We start from the raw sequence: 13,444 nt of genomic DNA, 5'->3' as shown, positions 1-13,444 counted from the left end.
GAGCCAGTGCCGGCTCGTCGGCGGCAACCCGGGAAACTCCACCTCGGTGTGCTCGATCTGCCTGAGCAGCAGTCGCAGCGGGAGCTGGTCTGGGCGCCGGATACCGATTCACACCTCGGGCTCGTCGGAAGCTCCCGGGCAGGAGGAACGGATTCCCTGGCACACGCCCTCACCGAGTGCCTGCAGGTACTTCCCGACACCCACCTGTATGTCCTCGACGGCGATTCCACCCTGGGTTTCGTCGCCGCGAGGCATCAGACGGGCGCCTATCTGGGTGGCCACGAGGTCAAGCGGGCCGCCCGCGTTCTGGATCGCCTCACCTCCCTCCTTTCCTCGAGGCTCGCCGACGGCAGCGGTCCGGACCGGGCCCGGATCCTCCTGGCTGTCTCCGCATGGGGCCGCTGGGCCAGTCTCTTCCGGAACAGCCGCTTCGCATGGGCGGAAGATTCCTTGCAGGATCTCGTTCGGGACGGAGAAGCAGCAGGCATCACTGTCGTTCTGACAGGGAACCGCGAACTCGTGTCCAGCCGGTTGTTCGGCCTTCTGCCGAATCGGATCTACTTCCCGGCCGGTGCCACCGCTGAATCGCTCTCGGCATGGCCGAAGCTCCCCGAGATGGAGCCGTTCCAGGGCAGGGGCTTCGTGCAGGGGCGGATCAATCCGGGCCGGGGTGCCATCGCCCAGCTCGTTACCGAACGCCTGCACCTGACGGGCTCCGGCCCGTCACCCGCGGCCCTGCCCTTCACGGTTGCAGCCCTTCCGGCGCTGGTCGACCTCCCGGTTCGCGGAAGGGAGAAAGTGCACGGTGGAGGACTGTCCGTGGACCTCGGCGTGTCGGGTGACAACCTCGACCGTTTTCCCCTGCGGCTGCCCGCCGGCAGCGCGTTCCTGGCACTGGGTGCCCGCGGGTCGGGCCGGACCAACCTGCTCGATGTCATCGAGCAGGGCATCCGGACCGGCTCCGACACAACGGTCCTGAGGCCCGCCACGAACGAGCCGGCCTCCTCCTGGCGCAGCGTGGGAAGCGGAAGCCCGGATCCGGCTGGTTGCGTGCTCCTCGTGGACGATGCCGACACCCTGCCCGCGGAGTGTCAGCAGGTGCTGGCTTCCTGGGTCGCACTGGGAGCAGCCGCAGTACTGGCGTCAGGTCCCGGCTCACCGCTGCTGACCCGCAATCCGCTGGCGCTGCAGGCCCGCGCCTCGGGAAGGGGCCTTTATCTCGCTCCCCGAAATCCATCGGACGGCGACTTCTTCGGCGTGCGGTTTGACCTTGATGGGCGTCCGGGACCAGGGCGGGCCTTCGCCGTGGAGCAGGGCAGCGCCGTGGAGCTTCAGGTCTTCAGGGTCCCGCCCCGGGTTCCGGCGCCGGATCCCCGGGCAATCCGGTCCACAGCGGAGGCCGGCTAGAGCGTTTTCGTGTCCCCGGTCTTCTGCACGGTGAACGCGACCACCGGAGTGGTGAACAGCAACAGCAGTGCGGTACCCGAAGGAACAAGCAGCAGGATGCCCGCCGGGACGGCTCCCGCCGACAGGAAGGACACGGAGAAGATGATCAGGAAGACCTGAAGTACCACCGACGGCGTCCTGGGCCACCGGTAGCCGCGCAGGAGTCCGCCGGCCGCGGCCAGAATGCCCGCGGCAAGCAGCATAAGGAAGACCATCATGAACACCGCTCCCCCAACCGACAGCGGGTCCGGTCCCAGGAGGGTGGCGAGGTAGCCGACCATCAGGGCCGCAACGGCCAACGCCTCAGCGAGGAGGATGACTGCAATGACCACCACCGCGACGGGACGTCGGACAGGCATCGGATCCTGGGGTATCGGCACTCTGGCACCCTACCGGAGATAGCCGACCGACGCCGCGTGCCCGGTCGGCATTTCAAGGCCTGTGACGTATCGCTCACCATTACTTGCAATTGGCGGCATGCAACCCCTTGTTTACCAGGGGGTAACGTGTCAGCCTTAATAGCAGATAAAAGCGGGGGCCAAATTCGGCCCCTTTACTATGAGACCCCTCGTGAATTTTTTCACAAGCGTGTACTTCTTCACAAGCAGCGGGTCAGAGGAGAATGTGATTAGCATGGATTGGCGTAGCCGCGCTGCGTGTCTGGACAAGGACCCGGAGTTGTTCTTCCCGGTCGGTAACACCGGACCGGCGCTTCTTCAGATCGAAGAGGCCAAGAGCGTTTGCCGTCGCTGTCAGGTGATGGATACCTGCCTCCAATGGGCGATCGAGTCCGGTCAGGATGCCGGCGTGTGGGGTGGCCTGAGCGAGGACGAGCGCCGCGCGTTGAAGCGCCGCGCCGCCCGGGCGCGCAGGGCATCCTGATAGTGCCGGGGGCGGCTCCTCGCAGCGCTTCCGCCCTCGGGCTGACGAATGCAGCCCCGTAGCAGCCCGACGGTAAAATAGCAGAAGGACCGCCTCCGGGCGGTCCCTCTGCGTTGAGGGGCGGGCTGCGAACGCTCACGCAGGGTGCCACCGCAGTCTGGGGCCGCCCTGGACGTCCCGCTCAGGAGCCCTGGTTATGGCTGAGGCCCACTTCGATACTCACCGAGGTGCCTCCCCCGAGCCGCGCGCTCCACGCGATGTTTCCCCCGAGTTCGCTGGTGACCAGGGTCCGCACTATCTGGAGCCCCAATCCCTCGGCGTGCCCGGCAGCCGGAAGCCCGACACCGTCGTCGGCGATCGTGACCTCAAGGATCTCCTCACCGTCATCGGCGGTCCGCCGGTTGGCCAGCAGCCAGACCGTACCGGCCCGCTCGGACAGCCCGTGCTCGACGGCGTTGGTGACCAGTTCATTGATGACGAGCGCAAGCGGCGTCGCGAAATCGCTGGGCAGTTCGCCGAAATCTCCCTTCCGCTCGGTACGCACCGTCTGGGACGGCGACGCAACCTCAGCCGAGAGGCGGAACTGACGCTCGATCAGCTCATCGAAATCGACGCTCTGCGCCAGACCCTGGGACAGTGTCTCGTGCACCAGGGCGATGGTCGACACCCGCCGCATCGCCTGTTCGAGGCCCAGTTTCCCCTCATCACTGACCATGCGGCGGGACTGCATCCGCAGCAGCGCGGCGACGGTCTGAAGGTTGTTCTTCACGCGATGGTGGATCTCACGGATGGTGGCGTCCTTGGAGACGAGCTCCATCTCGCGGCGTCGGAGTTCGGAAACATCCCGGCACAGGACAAGGGCCCCGAAGCGTTCCTTCTCGTCGCGCAGCGGAATGGCACGCAGGGACAGGCTTACTCCCTTCGATCCGATCTCCGTGCGCCACGGCATCCGTCCCGTGACGACCAGCGGCAGCGTTTCATCGACCATCCGCCCGTCCTTGAGCAGGGCCGTGGTGATCTCCGCCAGGGGCCGGCCCTCGAGCGTTTCGACATCGCCGAGGCGCCGGAATGCCGAGACTCCGTTGGGGCTGGCGTACTGCACGATCCCGTCGACATCCAGCCGGATCAGGCCGTCTCCTACCCGGGGCGCCCCGCGGCGGGAACCCGTCGGTGTCGCGAAGTCGGGCCACAGCCCCAACGTTCCCATACGCAGGAGATCGTAGGCGCACTGCCGGTACGTCAGTTCGAGCCGGGACGGCATGCGCGAGCTCGACAGGTCCATGTGCGTCGTGACCACCGCCAGGGTCCTGCCGTTCCTCACCATGGGAACTGCCTCGACCCGCATCGCCATCTCGGTGGTCCAGTTGGTCTCGCCGGATCGCTCGATCCGCTGCGTCGTCCAGGCATGGTCGACCAGCGGTTGAAGGTCGGCCCGGATGCGCTCCCCCACGAAGTCGCTGTGGAAGACCGTGTGCGACGTCGATGGCCGGGCGTGCGCCAGGGCCACGTAGCCACCCCCCTCGAGGGGGAACCACAGCGCGAGATCCGCGAACGCAAGGTCCGCAACCATCTGCCAGTCCCCGACCAGCAGGTGAAGCCACTCGGCATCGCCCGGCCCGAAACCCGCGTACTCCCGTATCGGGTCAGCAAACATTGCCATCTCTTTCCTCCGGGCTCAGCGCACGATGGAACGCAGCAGGCGGAGCGCAACCGACAGCGAGGAGATGTCGTCCCGCTCCAGGCGGTTCACCTCGGCGAACATATTGCTGGCACGCGTCAGCTGGTCAGCGTTCTGCGCTTCCCACTCCTTCAGCCGGAGGCCCGGATCCCCACCGCGCAGTCCGACGGAGGCCCGGAGCACCGCAACCGAGATGTCGGCAACGGTCGAGTACAAATCGTCGCGCAGTGCCGCCCGGGCGAGCGCCTGCCACCTGTCGCTGCGGGGCAGCCTGGTGATCCGCTCGAGGAGGTTGTCCACCTCGAACCGGTCGTAGACGGCGTAGTACACCCTGGCGATCTCCTCCACCGGTTCGTCCACACGCCTCGTGCTGATCGCGATGTCGAGCAGTGCGAATGATTCGAATTGCTCCGCCCAGTGCTGGCCGATCTCCCGGGGCAGCCCCCACTCCTCGGCGCGGGCGCTCCACTGTTCCACGCGCACCAGATCGCAGCCGCGGACGTAATGTGCGAGCCGTGACCGAAGCGGTGCGATGAGGGGCTTGAACGCCTCGATGTCCTGTTCCACGGTGGTGCCCTGCTCCACATGGTTGACGAACCAGCGCACGGCCCGGTCGAGGAGGCGGCGCAGGTCGAGGTGGACGGTGGACCAGCGGTCGGTCGGGAAGCCCGCCGGCAGTTCCGCCAGGGCGCGCACCGTGTCATCGAGGTCATAGATCTCACGGAGCGCCACGAAAGCCTTCGCAATGACGACCTCCGGCACCGAGGTCTCCTCCATGACGCGGAAGGCGAACGTGATGCCGCCGAGATTGATCATGTCGTTCGCCACCACCGTGGCGATGATTTCGCGCCGCAGCGGGTGCGTGTCCAGCACATCGTCGAACCGCTCCACGAGTTGCCGCGGGAAATATCGCCGCAGGGTCCCGGAGAACCACGGATCGTCGGCGACGTTGCTTCGGGTGAGGGCTTTCGTCAACTCGATCTTCGCGTAGGCCGCCAGCACCGACAGTTCGGGTGAGGTGAGGCCCTGCCCCGTCTCGAGTCGCGCCTGCAGTTCCGCCGTTGTCGGCAGGGCCTCCAGCGTGCGGTCGAGGTCGGCCTTCCGCTCGAGCCAGTCCATCAGCCTCTCGAAGCTGGGGCTCCATTCCACGACCCGCTGCCGGTCATTGAGCAGCAGGACATTCTGGTCCACGTTGTCCTGCAGCACGAGGTCCGCCACCTCATCGGTCATCGAAGCCAGGAATCCTGGCCGCTCGGACGCTGAAAGACGACCGATCTTCACCATGCGGTCGACGAAGATCTTGATGTTCACTTCGTGGTCCGAGCAATCCACGCCGGCGGAGTTGTCGATGGCGTCAGTGTTGAGGACAACCCCGGCCAGGGCTGCCTCGACCCTGCCCCGCTGGGTCATCCCGAGGTTTCCGCCTTCGCCCACCACCTTCACCCGCAGGTCACCGCCGTTGACGCGGATGGCATCGTTGGCGCGGTCACCGACTTCCGCATGGGTTTCCGATTCTGCCTTGACGTAGGTCCCGATCCCGCCGTTGTACAGCAGGTCCACGGGTGCGTGGAGGATGGCCCGCAGCAATTCGGGAGGGCTCATGCGTGCGGCCGATCCTTCGATTCCCAGGACCGCGCGCACCTCGTCGGAGACCGGCACCCACTTCGCCTGGCGGGGGTAGATTCCCCCGCCCTGGCTGATGAGTGAGGCGTGGTAATCCTCCCAGCTCGAGCGCGGGAGCCCGAAAAGTCGGCGTCTCTCGGCGAAGGATGCCGCAGTGTCCGGGTTCGGGTCCAGGAAGATGTGGCGGTGGTCGAAGGCCGCGACGAGCCGGATGTGTTCGGACAGCAGCATGCCGTTGCCGAACACATCACCGCTCATATCACCCACCCCCACGACGGTGAACGGTTGCGTCTGCGTATCGAGGTTGAACTCGCTGAAATGCCGCTTCACCGATTCCCAGGCGCCGCGGGCAGTGATCCCCATGGCCTTGTGGTCGTAGCCTACCGAACCGCCCGAAGCGAAGGCATCACCGAGCCAGAAGCCGTATTCGAGGGACAGTTCGTTCGCGATGTCGGAGAAGGAGGCCGTCCCCTTGTCTGCAGCGACGACGAGGTACGTGTCATCGCCGTCATGCCGGATGACCCTGTCCGGTGGAACCACGACTTCCTGTCCGTCGGTTGTCGCAAGATTGTCGGTAATGTCCAGGAGTCCGCGGATGAAGGTGCGGTAGCTGGACTGGCCCTCCGCCAGCCATGCCGCCCGATCGACGGACGGGTCCGGAAGCTGTTTCGCGAAGAAGCCGCCCTTGGCCCCGCTCGGAACGATGACGGCATTCTTGACGGTCTGCGCCTTGACGAGTCCGAGTACTTCGGTGCGGAAATCCTCGCGCCTGTCGGACCAGCGCAGACCGCCGCGCGCGATCTCACCGAAGCGCAGGTGCACACCCTCCACCTGCGGCGAATACACCCAGATCTCGAACTTCGGCCGGGGAAACGGCGCTCCCTCGACCATCGGCGTATCGAGTTTGAGGCTGACGTGCCTTTTGCCCTGGAAGAAGTTGGTGCGCAGTGTCGCCTCGATCAGGTTGGCGAAGGTGCGCAGCACGCGGTCCGCGTCAAGAGTGGGGACCTGTTCGAGCCCCGCGTCGAGCGCCGACCGCGCACGCCCGGCCTGCTCCTCGCGGCTGCCCTCGGCGGGGTCGAACCGTGCCTCGAACAGGGCCACGAGAGCACGGCTGACGACGTCGTTGCGCAGCAGCGTATCGGCGACGAAGCCGTACGAATTCGTGTTCCCCATCTGGCGCATGTATTTGGCATAGCTGCGCAGGATGAGGACCTGGCGCCAGCCGAGCTGCTCCCTGAGCACCAGGCGGTCGAACGCGTCCGACTCGCTGTTGCCGACGACGGCGGCGGCGAAGGCCTCCTTGAGGAGGGAAGCGGTCGCTTCGGGGTCGACGCCCTGCGGGTACTTCAGCCCCAGGTCGTAGAGGAAGTAGGCCTGGCCGTCGGCGCGCTGGATCTCGAAGGGGCGCTCGTCGAGCACTTCCAGACCCAGGTTGTGGAGGAACGGTAGAATCTGGCTCAGGCTCTTGGACTCGGGAAGGTAGAGCTTGAGCCGCGCATCCTCCTCACGCTGGTTCCCTCCCCCTGCCGGAACGTAGATATGCATCCCGGGAGCTCCGCCGGCGGACCGGTCGAGGGACTCGAAGCGCTCGATGTCCTCGAGGGCGTCTTCCACCTCGTAGTCGACACGGTAACTCGGCGGAAAAGCTTCGGCCCACAGGCCGGCCAGCCGCTCGGCCGACTCCCTCGGGAACCTGCCATGGGCAACCTCGGTGATCCCCTCGGGCCACGAGCGCGCGGCCCGGACCAGCCGCTCCTCCAGGGCAGCGGAATCTACCTCCGCTACTTCGTCGCCGCGTGTCAGACGGATCCGGAAGAACAGGCGCGCCAGCGCGGACTCGCTCATCCGCGCCTCGAAGTCGATCGAATCAGCATGGAAGGTGGTGCGCAACTCCTCCTCGAAGCGCAGGCGGACGCTCGTGGTGTACCGGTCACGGGGAAGGTAGACGAGGGCGGACATGAAGCGGCCGTAGACGTCGGGGCGCAGGAACAGGCGGGTGCGTCGACGCTCCTGGAGGCGGAGGATGCCCAGCGCCGTCGCCACGAGGTCCGAGACGTCGATCTGGAACAGTTCGTCGCGCGGGTAGGTTTCAAGGATGGTCAGGAGGTCCTTGCCGGAGTGTGAATCGGCGGGAAACCCGCACCGGGTCAGCACTTCCGACACCTTGTCCCGGACGATCGGCACATTGCGGACGGAGCCGGTGTAGGCGCTGGTGGCGAACAGCCCGATGAACCTGCGCTCTCCGGTGACGTTTCCCTGGTCGTCGAAGCTCTTGACGCCGATGTAGTCGAGGTACGCGGCGCGGTGCACGGTGGAGCGTGAGTTGGCCTTGGTGATGACGAGTGCCCGCTTCTCCCTTGCCTTCGCTCGCCCCGCCAGCGTGAGCTGCTGCGCCTGACCGCTGTCACCCCCGCGCCGCAGGAGGCCGAGACCGCTGGAGCCCCGCGCTCGAAGGGCATCGACCCCGTTCTCGACGACGAGGTCGTACTCCCGGTAGCCAAGGAACGTGAAGTTTCCGTCGTCCAGCCACGTGAGCAGCTCCCGGGCCTGCTGCAGGTCCGGGATGTCGGCCCCACCCTCCGTAGATCCGAGGGATGCCCCGATGCTCCGGACCTTGCTGCGCATCGCAGGCCAGTCCTCAACTGCGGCACGGACATCCTCGAGTACTCCGAGCAGGCCCTGCATGACGGCGGAACGCCCGGCATCATCGGCGACCTTCCCGATTTCCACCGATATCCAGGACTCGATGTGGGCGCTCTGGCTGCCCAGCGCAACATAGTCGGCGATATTCGGCAGGGCTGCGGTGTCACCGCTCGATACGCCCGCGACCGAGGGTACCCGCTGGAGGCTGGAGAGCGCATGGGTATCCCTGCTGCGCGTCGCGACGAACGTGGGGTGGACAACCAGCCGGATTGCGGCGTTCTGCCGTACCAGTTCCGCAGTGACCGAGTCGACGAGGAAGGGCATGTCATCAGTGACGATCAAAACCACGCTGGAGCCGGACTGGTCGAGGACGTCCACCACGGCCTGCCCCGGTGCGCGCTTCGTGGCGAGCTCGCGGTGTCTCGCCGCCCGGTCCCGAAGTGTCTGCCCACTGTAGGTTCCGGCGTCCTCCGCCGCGAGGTGTTCATAGTAATGCCCGACAAAATCCTCGGGAACTGTGTCTGAACTGGACTGGTCCGTGATGCTGGATCCAGACGACATGGAAAACGCCTCCAAAACGAATCGCAAGGCCGCTCCCTTGCGGCCTCTTACCTTGGAAGACTAACCGGCTTCCCAAAAAACGTCACTTCATTGTTCCGTGGTCCAGCCCGGCCGCGTCGGCGTTGTTCAACCGGCACATCTGCCAGTCCGGCGATGGCTGCACGCAGGGGTGAGGACGGCGTCGTTTCCAGCAGTGCCGAACCGCCCAACAGCGCCTTGTCCGCAGCGGCGAAGTCGGCGGGGAGGAAAGCCGTTATCGGGTGGGACGAACCGAACCGGTCCCAGGCCTCGCGCAACTGGCGTTCAGGGGACCGCCCGATCGAGCCGGCCCGGACCTTGTTGAAGACCACCTTCGGAACCGCGGTGGGGATCGCTTCACGCAACTCTGCGAGCGCCCGGACCAGCCTCGGCACCCCGAGCGCGTCCGCCGCGCCGACCGCAAGGACGGTGTCAGCGAGTTCGAGGCACCGCAGGGCCGCTGCGTTCCTTCGAGGTGCAGCGGTGTCGAAGGTCAGCTCCTCGTCGGTCTCCAGGCAGAACCCGCAGTCGATGACCGTCACCGCAGCGCTCGTGCGGGCGTTGTCCAGTACCCTGGCCAGCGCCGCAGGCCTGAGTTCGGGCCAGCGGTCCGGCCGGGTGATCCCTGTCAGCACCCCGAGCCGGCCTCCCTGGATGACCACGCTCGTCATGACCCTGGCAAGCTCCTTCGTCCCGAATCCGCCCTGGTCGGCGAGTCTGCAGGCCTGCGCCAGTCCTGCGGACTCATCGAAAAGCCCGAGTGAGGCAGCGACACTTGCGCCGTAGGTATCCGCGTCGATGAGCAACACCGTGCTTCCGGCGGCAGCGAGTTCCGCCGCCATATTGACGGCGACCGTAGTCCGGCCCGGGGAACCTGCCGGCCCCCATACTGCAATAATTTTTCCTTCACCCGGCAGTTCGTGTCCGGCGCTCTCCGGGGTGCGCACGGACTGCAGTGCGGCTCCGAGGTCTGAGTAACCCGCAGCGCGTTCCCGTTCCGGTGGTCGGGCAACGAAATCCTCGACCACCGAAGCCACGACGGCGGCAAGCGCCTCCGAGGTCGAGGACACCGGCGCCTGGCGCACCCCCAATTGGTCAAGGTGGGGCTGGGGCGTACCGTCGGTGAGCGCCACGACTGCCACGCCCGCTGCGCGGAGCCGCTCGAGCATGGTCAGGGTCAGTTCGCCGGCTCGGGGAGCGAAAATGGCGGCTCGCGCCAGTCCGCTCTGGCAGGCCGCCATCAGTTCCGACAGCTCTTCGCACCGCCGTACCACCGTCACCGGACCGCGCAGCCTCTCCAGGCCCGCGACGTGGTCGCCCGCGTCGGCCCCGACAGTGATGACGGGGATGTTCACGGATCGCCCCCCGGATTGAGGACTACTGCGATTGCGGCCTCGTTCGACAGCGCGTTCAGAAGATCCGGCATTGCCCGGTCGTCAACGAGAACGTGGACCAGCGTGGAGGAGTTGGCGCCGAGCGCCGATTCATTCACGGTGATTTCCGATACCTCGGCCGCCTCCAGGAGGAGCACCGGCTTGTCGAAGGCGGTCCCCTGGCCCCGAAGTGATACCCAGACATCCACTCTCGCTCCAGCGGCCGTGCCCGTGGGAAGCGGGTCGGCAACACTGAGTCCAACCGGCTTGCGGTCCAGCTCATCGGCAGTGCCCACTGTGCCCGTGGGGACGAGTTCACCCTTTTTGATCAGACGGGTGGCGATGGGCCTCTCCGGCAGCCCATCCGCGGCGAGCACATACCACTCTTCAAGGTCACCAAGACGCACGGGAACCACATCGAAATCGTCGGGCACCAGGGGTGATCCCACAGCGATGTCACTCTTGGCGGCAAGGACCTCCGTGGTCCTGTCCACGCTTCCGATCAGGGCAACGATCCCCGCGGTGGATGCGAGGACCAGGAGAAGGCCCACGAGGAGACGCGGGTCACGCCAGGAAGGCTTCTTCAGCCGTTCCGCGTCGCCCGTCCTGCTGCTGCTGCTACGTACACTGCTCGTCGACACAGCGCTCACCTGTTCCCTCCGCCGCGTACAAAGCTAGCCCATGGAGGTCGGATACACCCCAAGTGTGGATAACTTTGTCGAACGTCGGTCAGCAGTGACATCATGAGGTCGACGTTTCATCCGGTAATGAAAGGCGGCTGTCGTGGCTGAGAAACGGTTCCCCACGCTTGCGGACGTGGGCGGGAGTTTGACCATGAGTTCATCCCGGACCCCCGCGCTGGTGCGGGGCTGATGGCTGAGAAGAGGTTCCTGACCCTGGCTGATGTCGGTGAGGTCCTGAACATTTCCTCGTCCCAGACCTATGCCCTGGTTCGCTCTGGTGAATTGCCGGCCATTCAGGTCGGTGGCAGGGGTCAATGGCGGGTGGAGGCCCATAAACTCGAAGAGTACATCTCCGGCGCCTACGAGCGCACGGCGGCCTCGATCGAGAAATCAGGACACCAGGTGGGCGACGGAAGCCGCTCGTAACCCGGTCGCCGACGAGGTATCACTGTTCCTCGGGACTCATCCCAGGTCAGCAGTCGACCAGGGCGAGCCCGTGGCGCAGAATTGCGGGGGCCTTCCATCACGTCGGCATGCGGTCGGGCCGGCGAGCTTCTTCGGGAACGGCATGGCGCTTTCCGGCGGGGCGACGCTCCCATTCGTCGTCGGGCAGTCCCACCAGATATCACGCCAGGTACGCCATACCCAAAGTGGTCAGGCCCCACGCGAGCAGATCAGGCTCCGGACTTGCCAGCAGCACAGCCGTCAGGTGCAGAGGTTGGGACACGGTCAGCAGAAGGGCCACCAACCGAGGCATCAGTCGCTCGTGGTAGGCGGCTACGCCCAGAAGCACCACACCGGCAATGTGGCCCAGGATGAAGATGGACAAGAGAATGTCCACAGACGGGAGAGCCAGGACGGCCGCGTTCAGCCTCGTCACCATCGCAGGATCCATCCCGAGGTCCGTGCCGGCCATCGCGACTGCGTCGGTCGCCAGCAGCGCCGTCATTCCCAGATAGCCGGGAATGAGGAATGCCGCCGTCCAGACGCTGAGTATCGGCGCATAGAGCCGGACGAGCCGGACGGCCGCGAATGCACCCGGCAGCAGGGTCAGGATCGCCACCACGCCGAAGGCAAGTACGAGGCGCTGGGAATCCGGGTTGGCGGCGACAGATTCGCCGATCGGGTGTGGCGGGATGACGAAGCGTAGAACTGCCACTGCAGCCGGGCCGATCGGCATCAGCAGTGCTGCTGCCCAGCGGTCCAGGGCGCGAACATCGGAGGGACGACGTGTGTCGCCACGTGTCCCCCTACGCAGGGGGGCCCTTACATTCAGCAGCATCAGAACCGCGACGAGTACGGCGAGCACAATACCCACGGCAGCTGCTACGACGAATCCCGCAGGGATGCCCGGGATGAAGAAGGCCGGAAGCCCTGTCATCGCGGACAATAGCCGGAGCACGATCATCACGTACCGCGCCCAGGGTGCACCCCGCCACGCGAACGGCGCGGCCGCGATGGTGCCGACTCCTGCCACGATCAAAAAGATGCCGACGGCGGCCGGCACGACCTGCGTCGGATCCACCTGCATTCCGCCGAAGACGATATCGACAAGGCCCAGGAACGCCGCGAGGACTATCCCGGTCCGCACCGTCTCAGGGGTCGGGGAGGTCGGACGCCTGGGCACCCCATCAGCCGCGGACAGAGGACCTGTGCGTGTTCTGGTTGCGGACGACCATCCCGTGGTACGCAGCGGTCTCGCATCCCTGCTCCAGTCGATACCCGGGATGACCGTAGTGGGACAGGCAGGCACAGGGCGGGAAGCCGTTCGCGAGGCAGCCCTTGCCCGTCCCGATGTCGTGGTGATGGACCTGCGCATGCCACAGCTGGACGGCGTGCAGGCCACCCGCGAGATCCTGCGCCAGCATCCTGCCGCGGCCGTCCTGGTGTTGACCATGTTCGATGAGGACGGGCTCATCGCCGAGGCGCTCGATGCGGGCGCCCGCGGCTACCTCCTCAAGGGCGCCGAGCAGGAGGAGATAGAGCGGGCTATCCGTGCAGTCGCTGCCGGCGAAGTGATCCTCAGCGCCGAGATTGCTGACAAAGTCCTGGGCAGCTTGTCGAAGTCAGCCCCGGCTCAACTCCTGCCGACGCTGACCAGCCGGGAACGCGAGGTCCTGCACCTCATGGCAACGGGTGCCGGTAACTCAGCCATCGCCTCGCAGCTGTCGATTGCACCCAAGACGGTGGGCAACCACATTTCATCGGTCTTCGCCAAGATCGGAGTGTCCACCCGTTCAGAGGCAGTCGTCCTCGCCCGGGGGGTGGGGCTGGGACCCCCCCCGTTACCTTTTTAGTAGCCCCTGGATGAGCAAGGATGGGGTTGCTGGCCTGTCGGTCGCGGCATGATTTATTCCCCCTGTCATAGATGATCCGGGGGGTGCTGTCACCGGGATTCGATAGGCGCCAGGGATATCGCTAATAGGGGCCGGATAAGGGCGGGAACCCGCCGTCGAGATCGGCCGTAACGTGGATGCCGAGCCTTGGAGCCGTGGGACATGCCAGCACCGTCGTATCCGTTGGCATGACGAGGA

Annotated in this window: 9 protein-coding genes and 1 pseudogene; 4 read left to right on the top strand and 6 right to left on the bottom strand. The window is 66.0% G+C overall.

The features are described 5' to 3' along the window. Positions 1–1,407: pseudogene (locus Y704_RS24550) on the top strand (hypothetical protein); the annotation flags it as partial. Here the strand turns inward: Y704_RS24550 and Y704_RS0112035 are convergent. Beyond that, positions 1,404–1,826 (bottom strand): hypothetical protein, encoded by a 423-nt coding sequence (locus Y704_RS0112035; protein ID WP_026550307.1) that lies wholly within the window; start codon positions 1,824–1,826, stop codon positions 1,404–1,406. The pseudogene Y704_RS24550 and the gene Y704_RS0112035 overlap by 4 nt on opposite strands. Before the next feature lie 253 nt (positions 1,827–2,079). Between Y704_RS0112035 and Y704_RS0112030 the strand changes: the two genes are divergently transcribed. After that, positions 2,080–2,328, top strand: a complete 249-nt coding sequence (locus Y704_RS0112030; RefSeq protein WP_026533500.1) for a WhiB family transcriptional regulator — start codon at positions 2,080–2,082, stop codon at positions 2,326–2,328. A gap of 181 nt (positions 2,329–2,509) precedes the next feature. Here Y704_RS0112030 and Y704_RS0112025 read toward each other — a convergent pair whose 3' ends face one another. The 4 genes from Y704_RS0112025 to Y704_RS0112010 are packed head-to-tail and all read right to left on the bottom strand — an operon-like array spanning position 2,510 to position 10,868. Continuing rightward, complete coding sequence (locus Y704_RS0112025; RefSeq protein ID WP_026550306.1) at positions 2,510–3,988, bottom strand: sensor histidine kinase; 1,479 nt, start codon at positions 3,986–3,988, stop codon at positions 2,510–2,512. Positions 3,989–4,003: 15 nt separating this feature from the next. Beyond that, complete coding sequence (locus tag Y704_RS0112020) at positions 4,004–8,836, bottom strand: NAD-glutamate dehydrogenase (RefSeq protein WP_026550305.1); 4,833 nt, start codon at positions 8,834–8,836, stop codon at positions 4,004–4,006. Positions 8,837–8,883: 47 nt separating this feature from the next. After that, positions 8,884–10,209: a CpaE/TadZ family protein gene (locus tag Y704_RS20905; RefSeq protein WP_035772589.1), complete on the bottom strand. Its 1,326-nt coding sequence runs from the start codon at positions 10,207–10,209 to the stop codon at positions 8,884–8,886. Continuing rightward, positions 10,206–10,868, bottom strand: coding sequence for a hypothetical protein (locus Y704_RS0112010; RefSeq protein ID WP_026550304.1), 663 nt, complete (start codon positions 10,866–10,868; stop codon positions 10,206–10,208). Before Y704_RS0112010 ends, Y704_RS20905 begins: the two co-directional genes overlap by 4 nt. Before the next feature lie 231 nt (positions 10,869–11,099). Here Y704_RS0112010 and Y704_RS0112005 point away from each other — a divergent pair, with 231 nt between their 5' ends. After that, on the top strand, positions 11,100–11,336 hold the full coding sequence (locus tag Y704_RS0112005) for a helix-turn-helix domain-containing protein (protein WP_026550303.1): 237 nt from the start codon (positions 11,100–11,102) through the stop codon (positions 11,334–11,336). 199 nt (positions 11,337–11,535) lie between these two features. On the opposite strand, the gene Y704_RS22820 is transcribed toward Y704_RS0112005, so the two are convergent. After that, a complete protein-coding gene (locus Y704_RS22820) occupies positions 11,536–12,537 on the bottom strand; it encodes a hypothetical protein (protein WP_253904316.1) in 1,002 nt (333 codons plus the stop codon). Positions 12,538–12,562: 25 nt separating this feature from the next. Here Y704_RS22820 and Y704_RS0111995 point away from each other — a divergent pair, with 25 nt between their 5' ends. Further along, the gene (locus Y704_RS0111995) at positions 12,563–13,207 is read left to right on the top strand and encodes a response regulator transcription factor (RefSeq protein ID WP_026550302.1); all 645 of its coding nucleotides are present in this window, start codon (positions 12,563–12,565) and stop codon (positions 13,205–13,207) included. Positions 13,208–13,444 lie beyond the last annotated feature (237 nt).

The organism is Arthrobacter sp. Br18 (assembly GCF_000520555.1).
GTDB lineage: Bacteria > Actinomycetota > Actinomycetes > Actinomycetales > Micrococcaceae > Arthrobacter_D.
The sequence above is the reverse complement of the archived record's forward strand: the minus strand, read 5'-3'. Positions and strand labels throughout refer to the sequence as shown.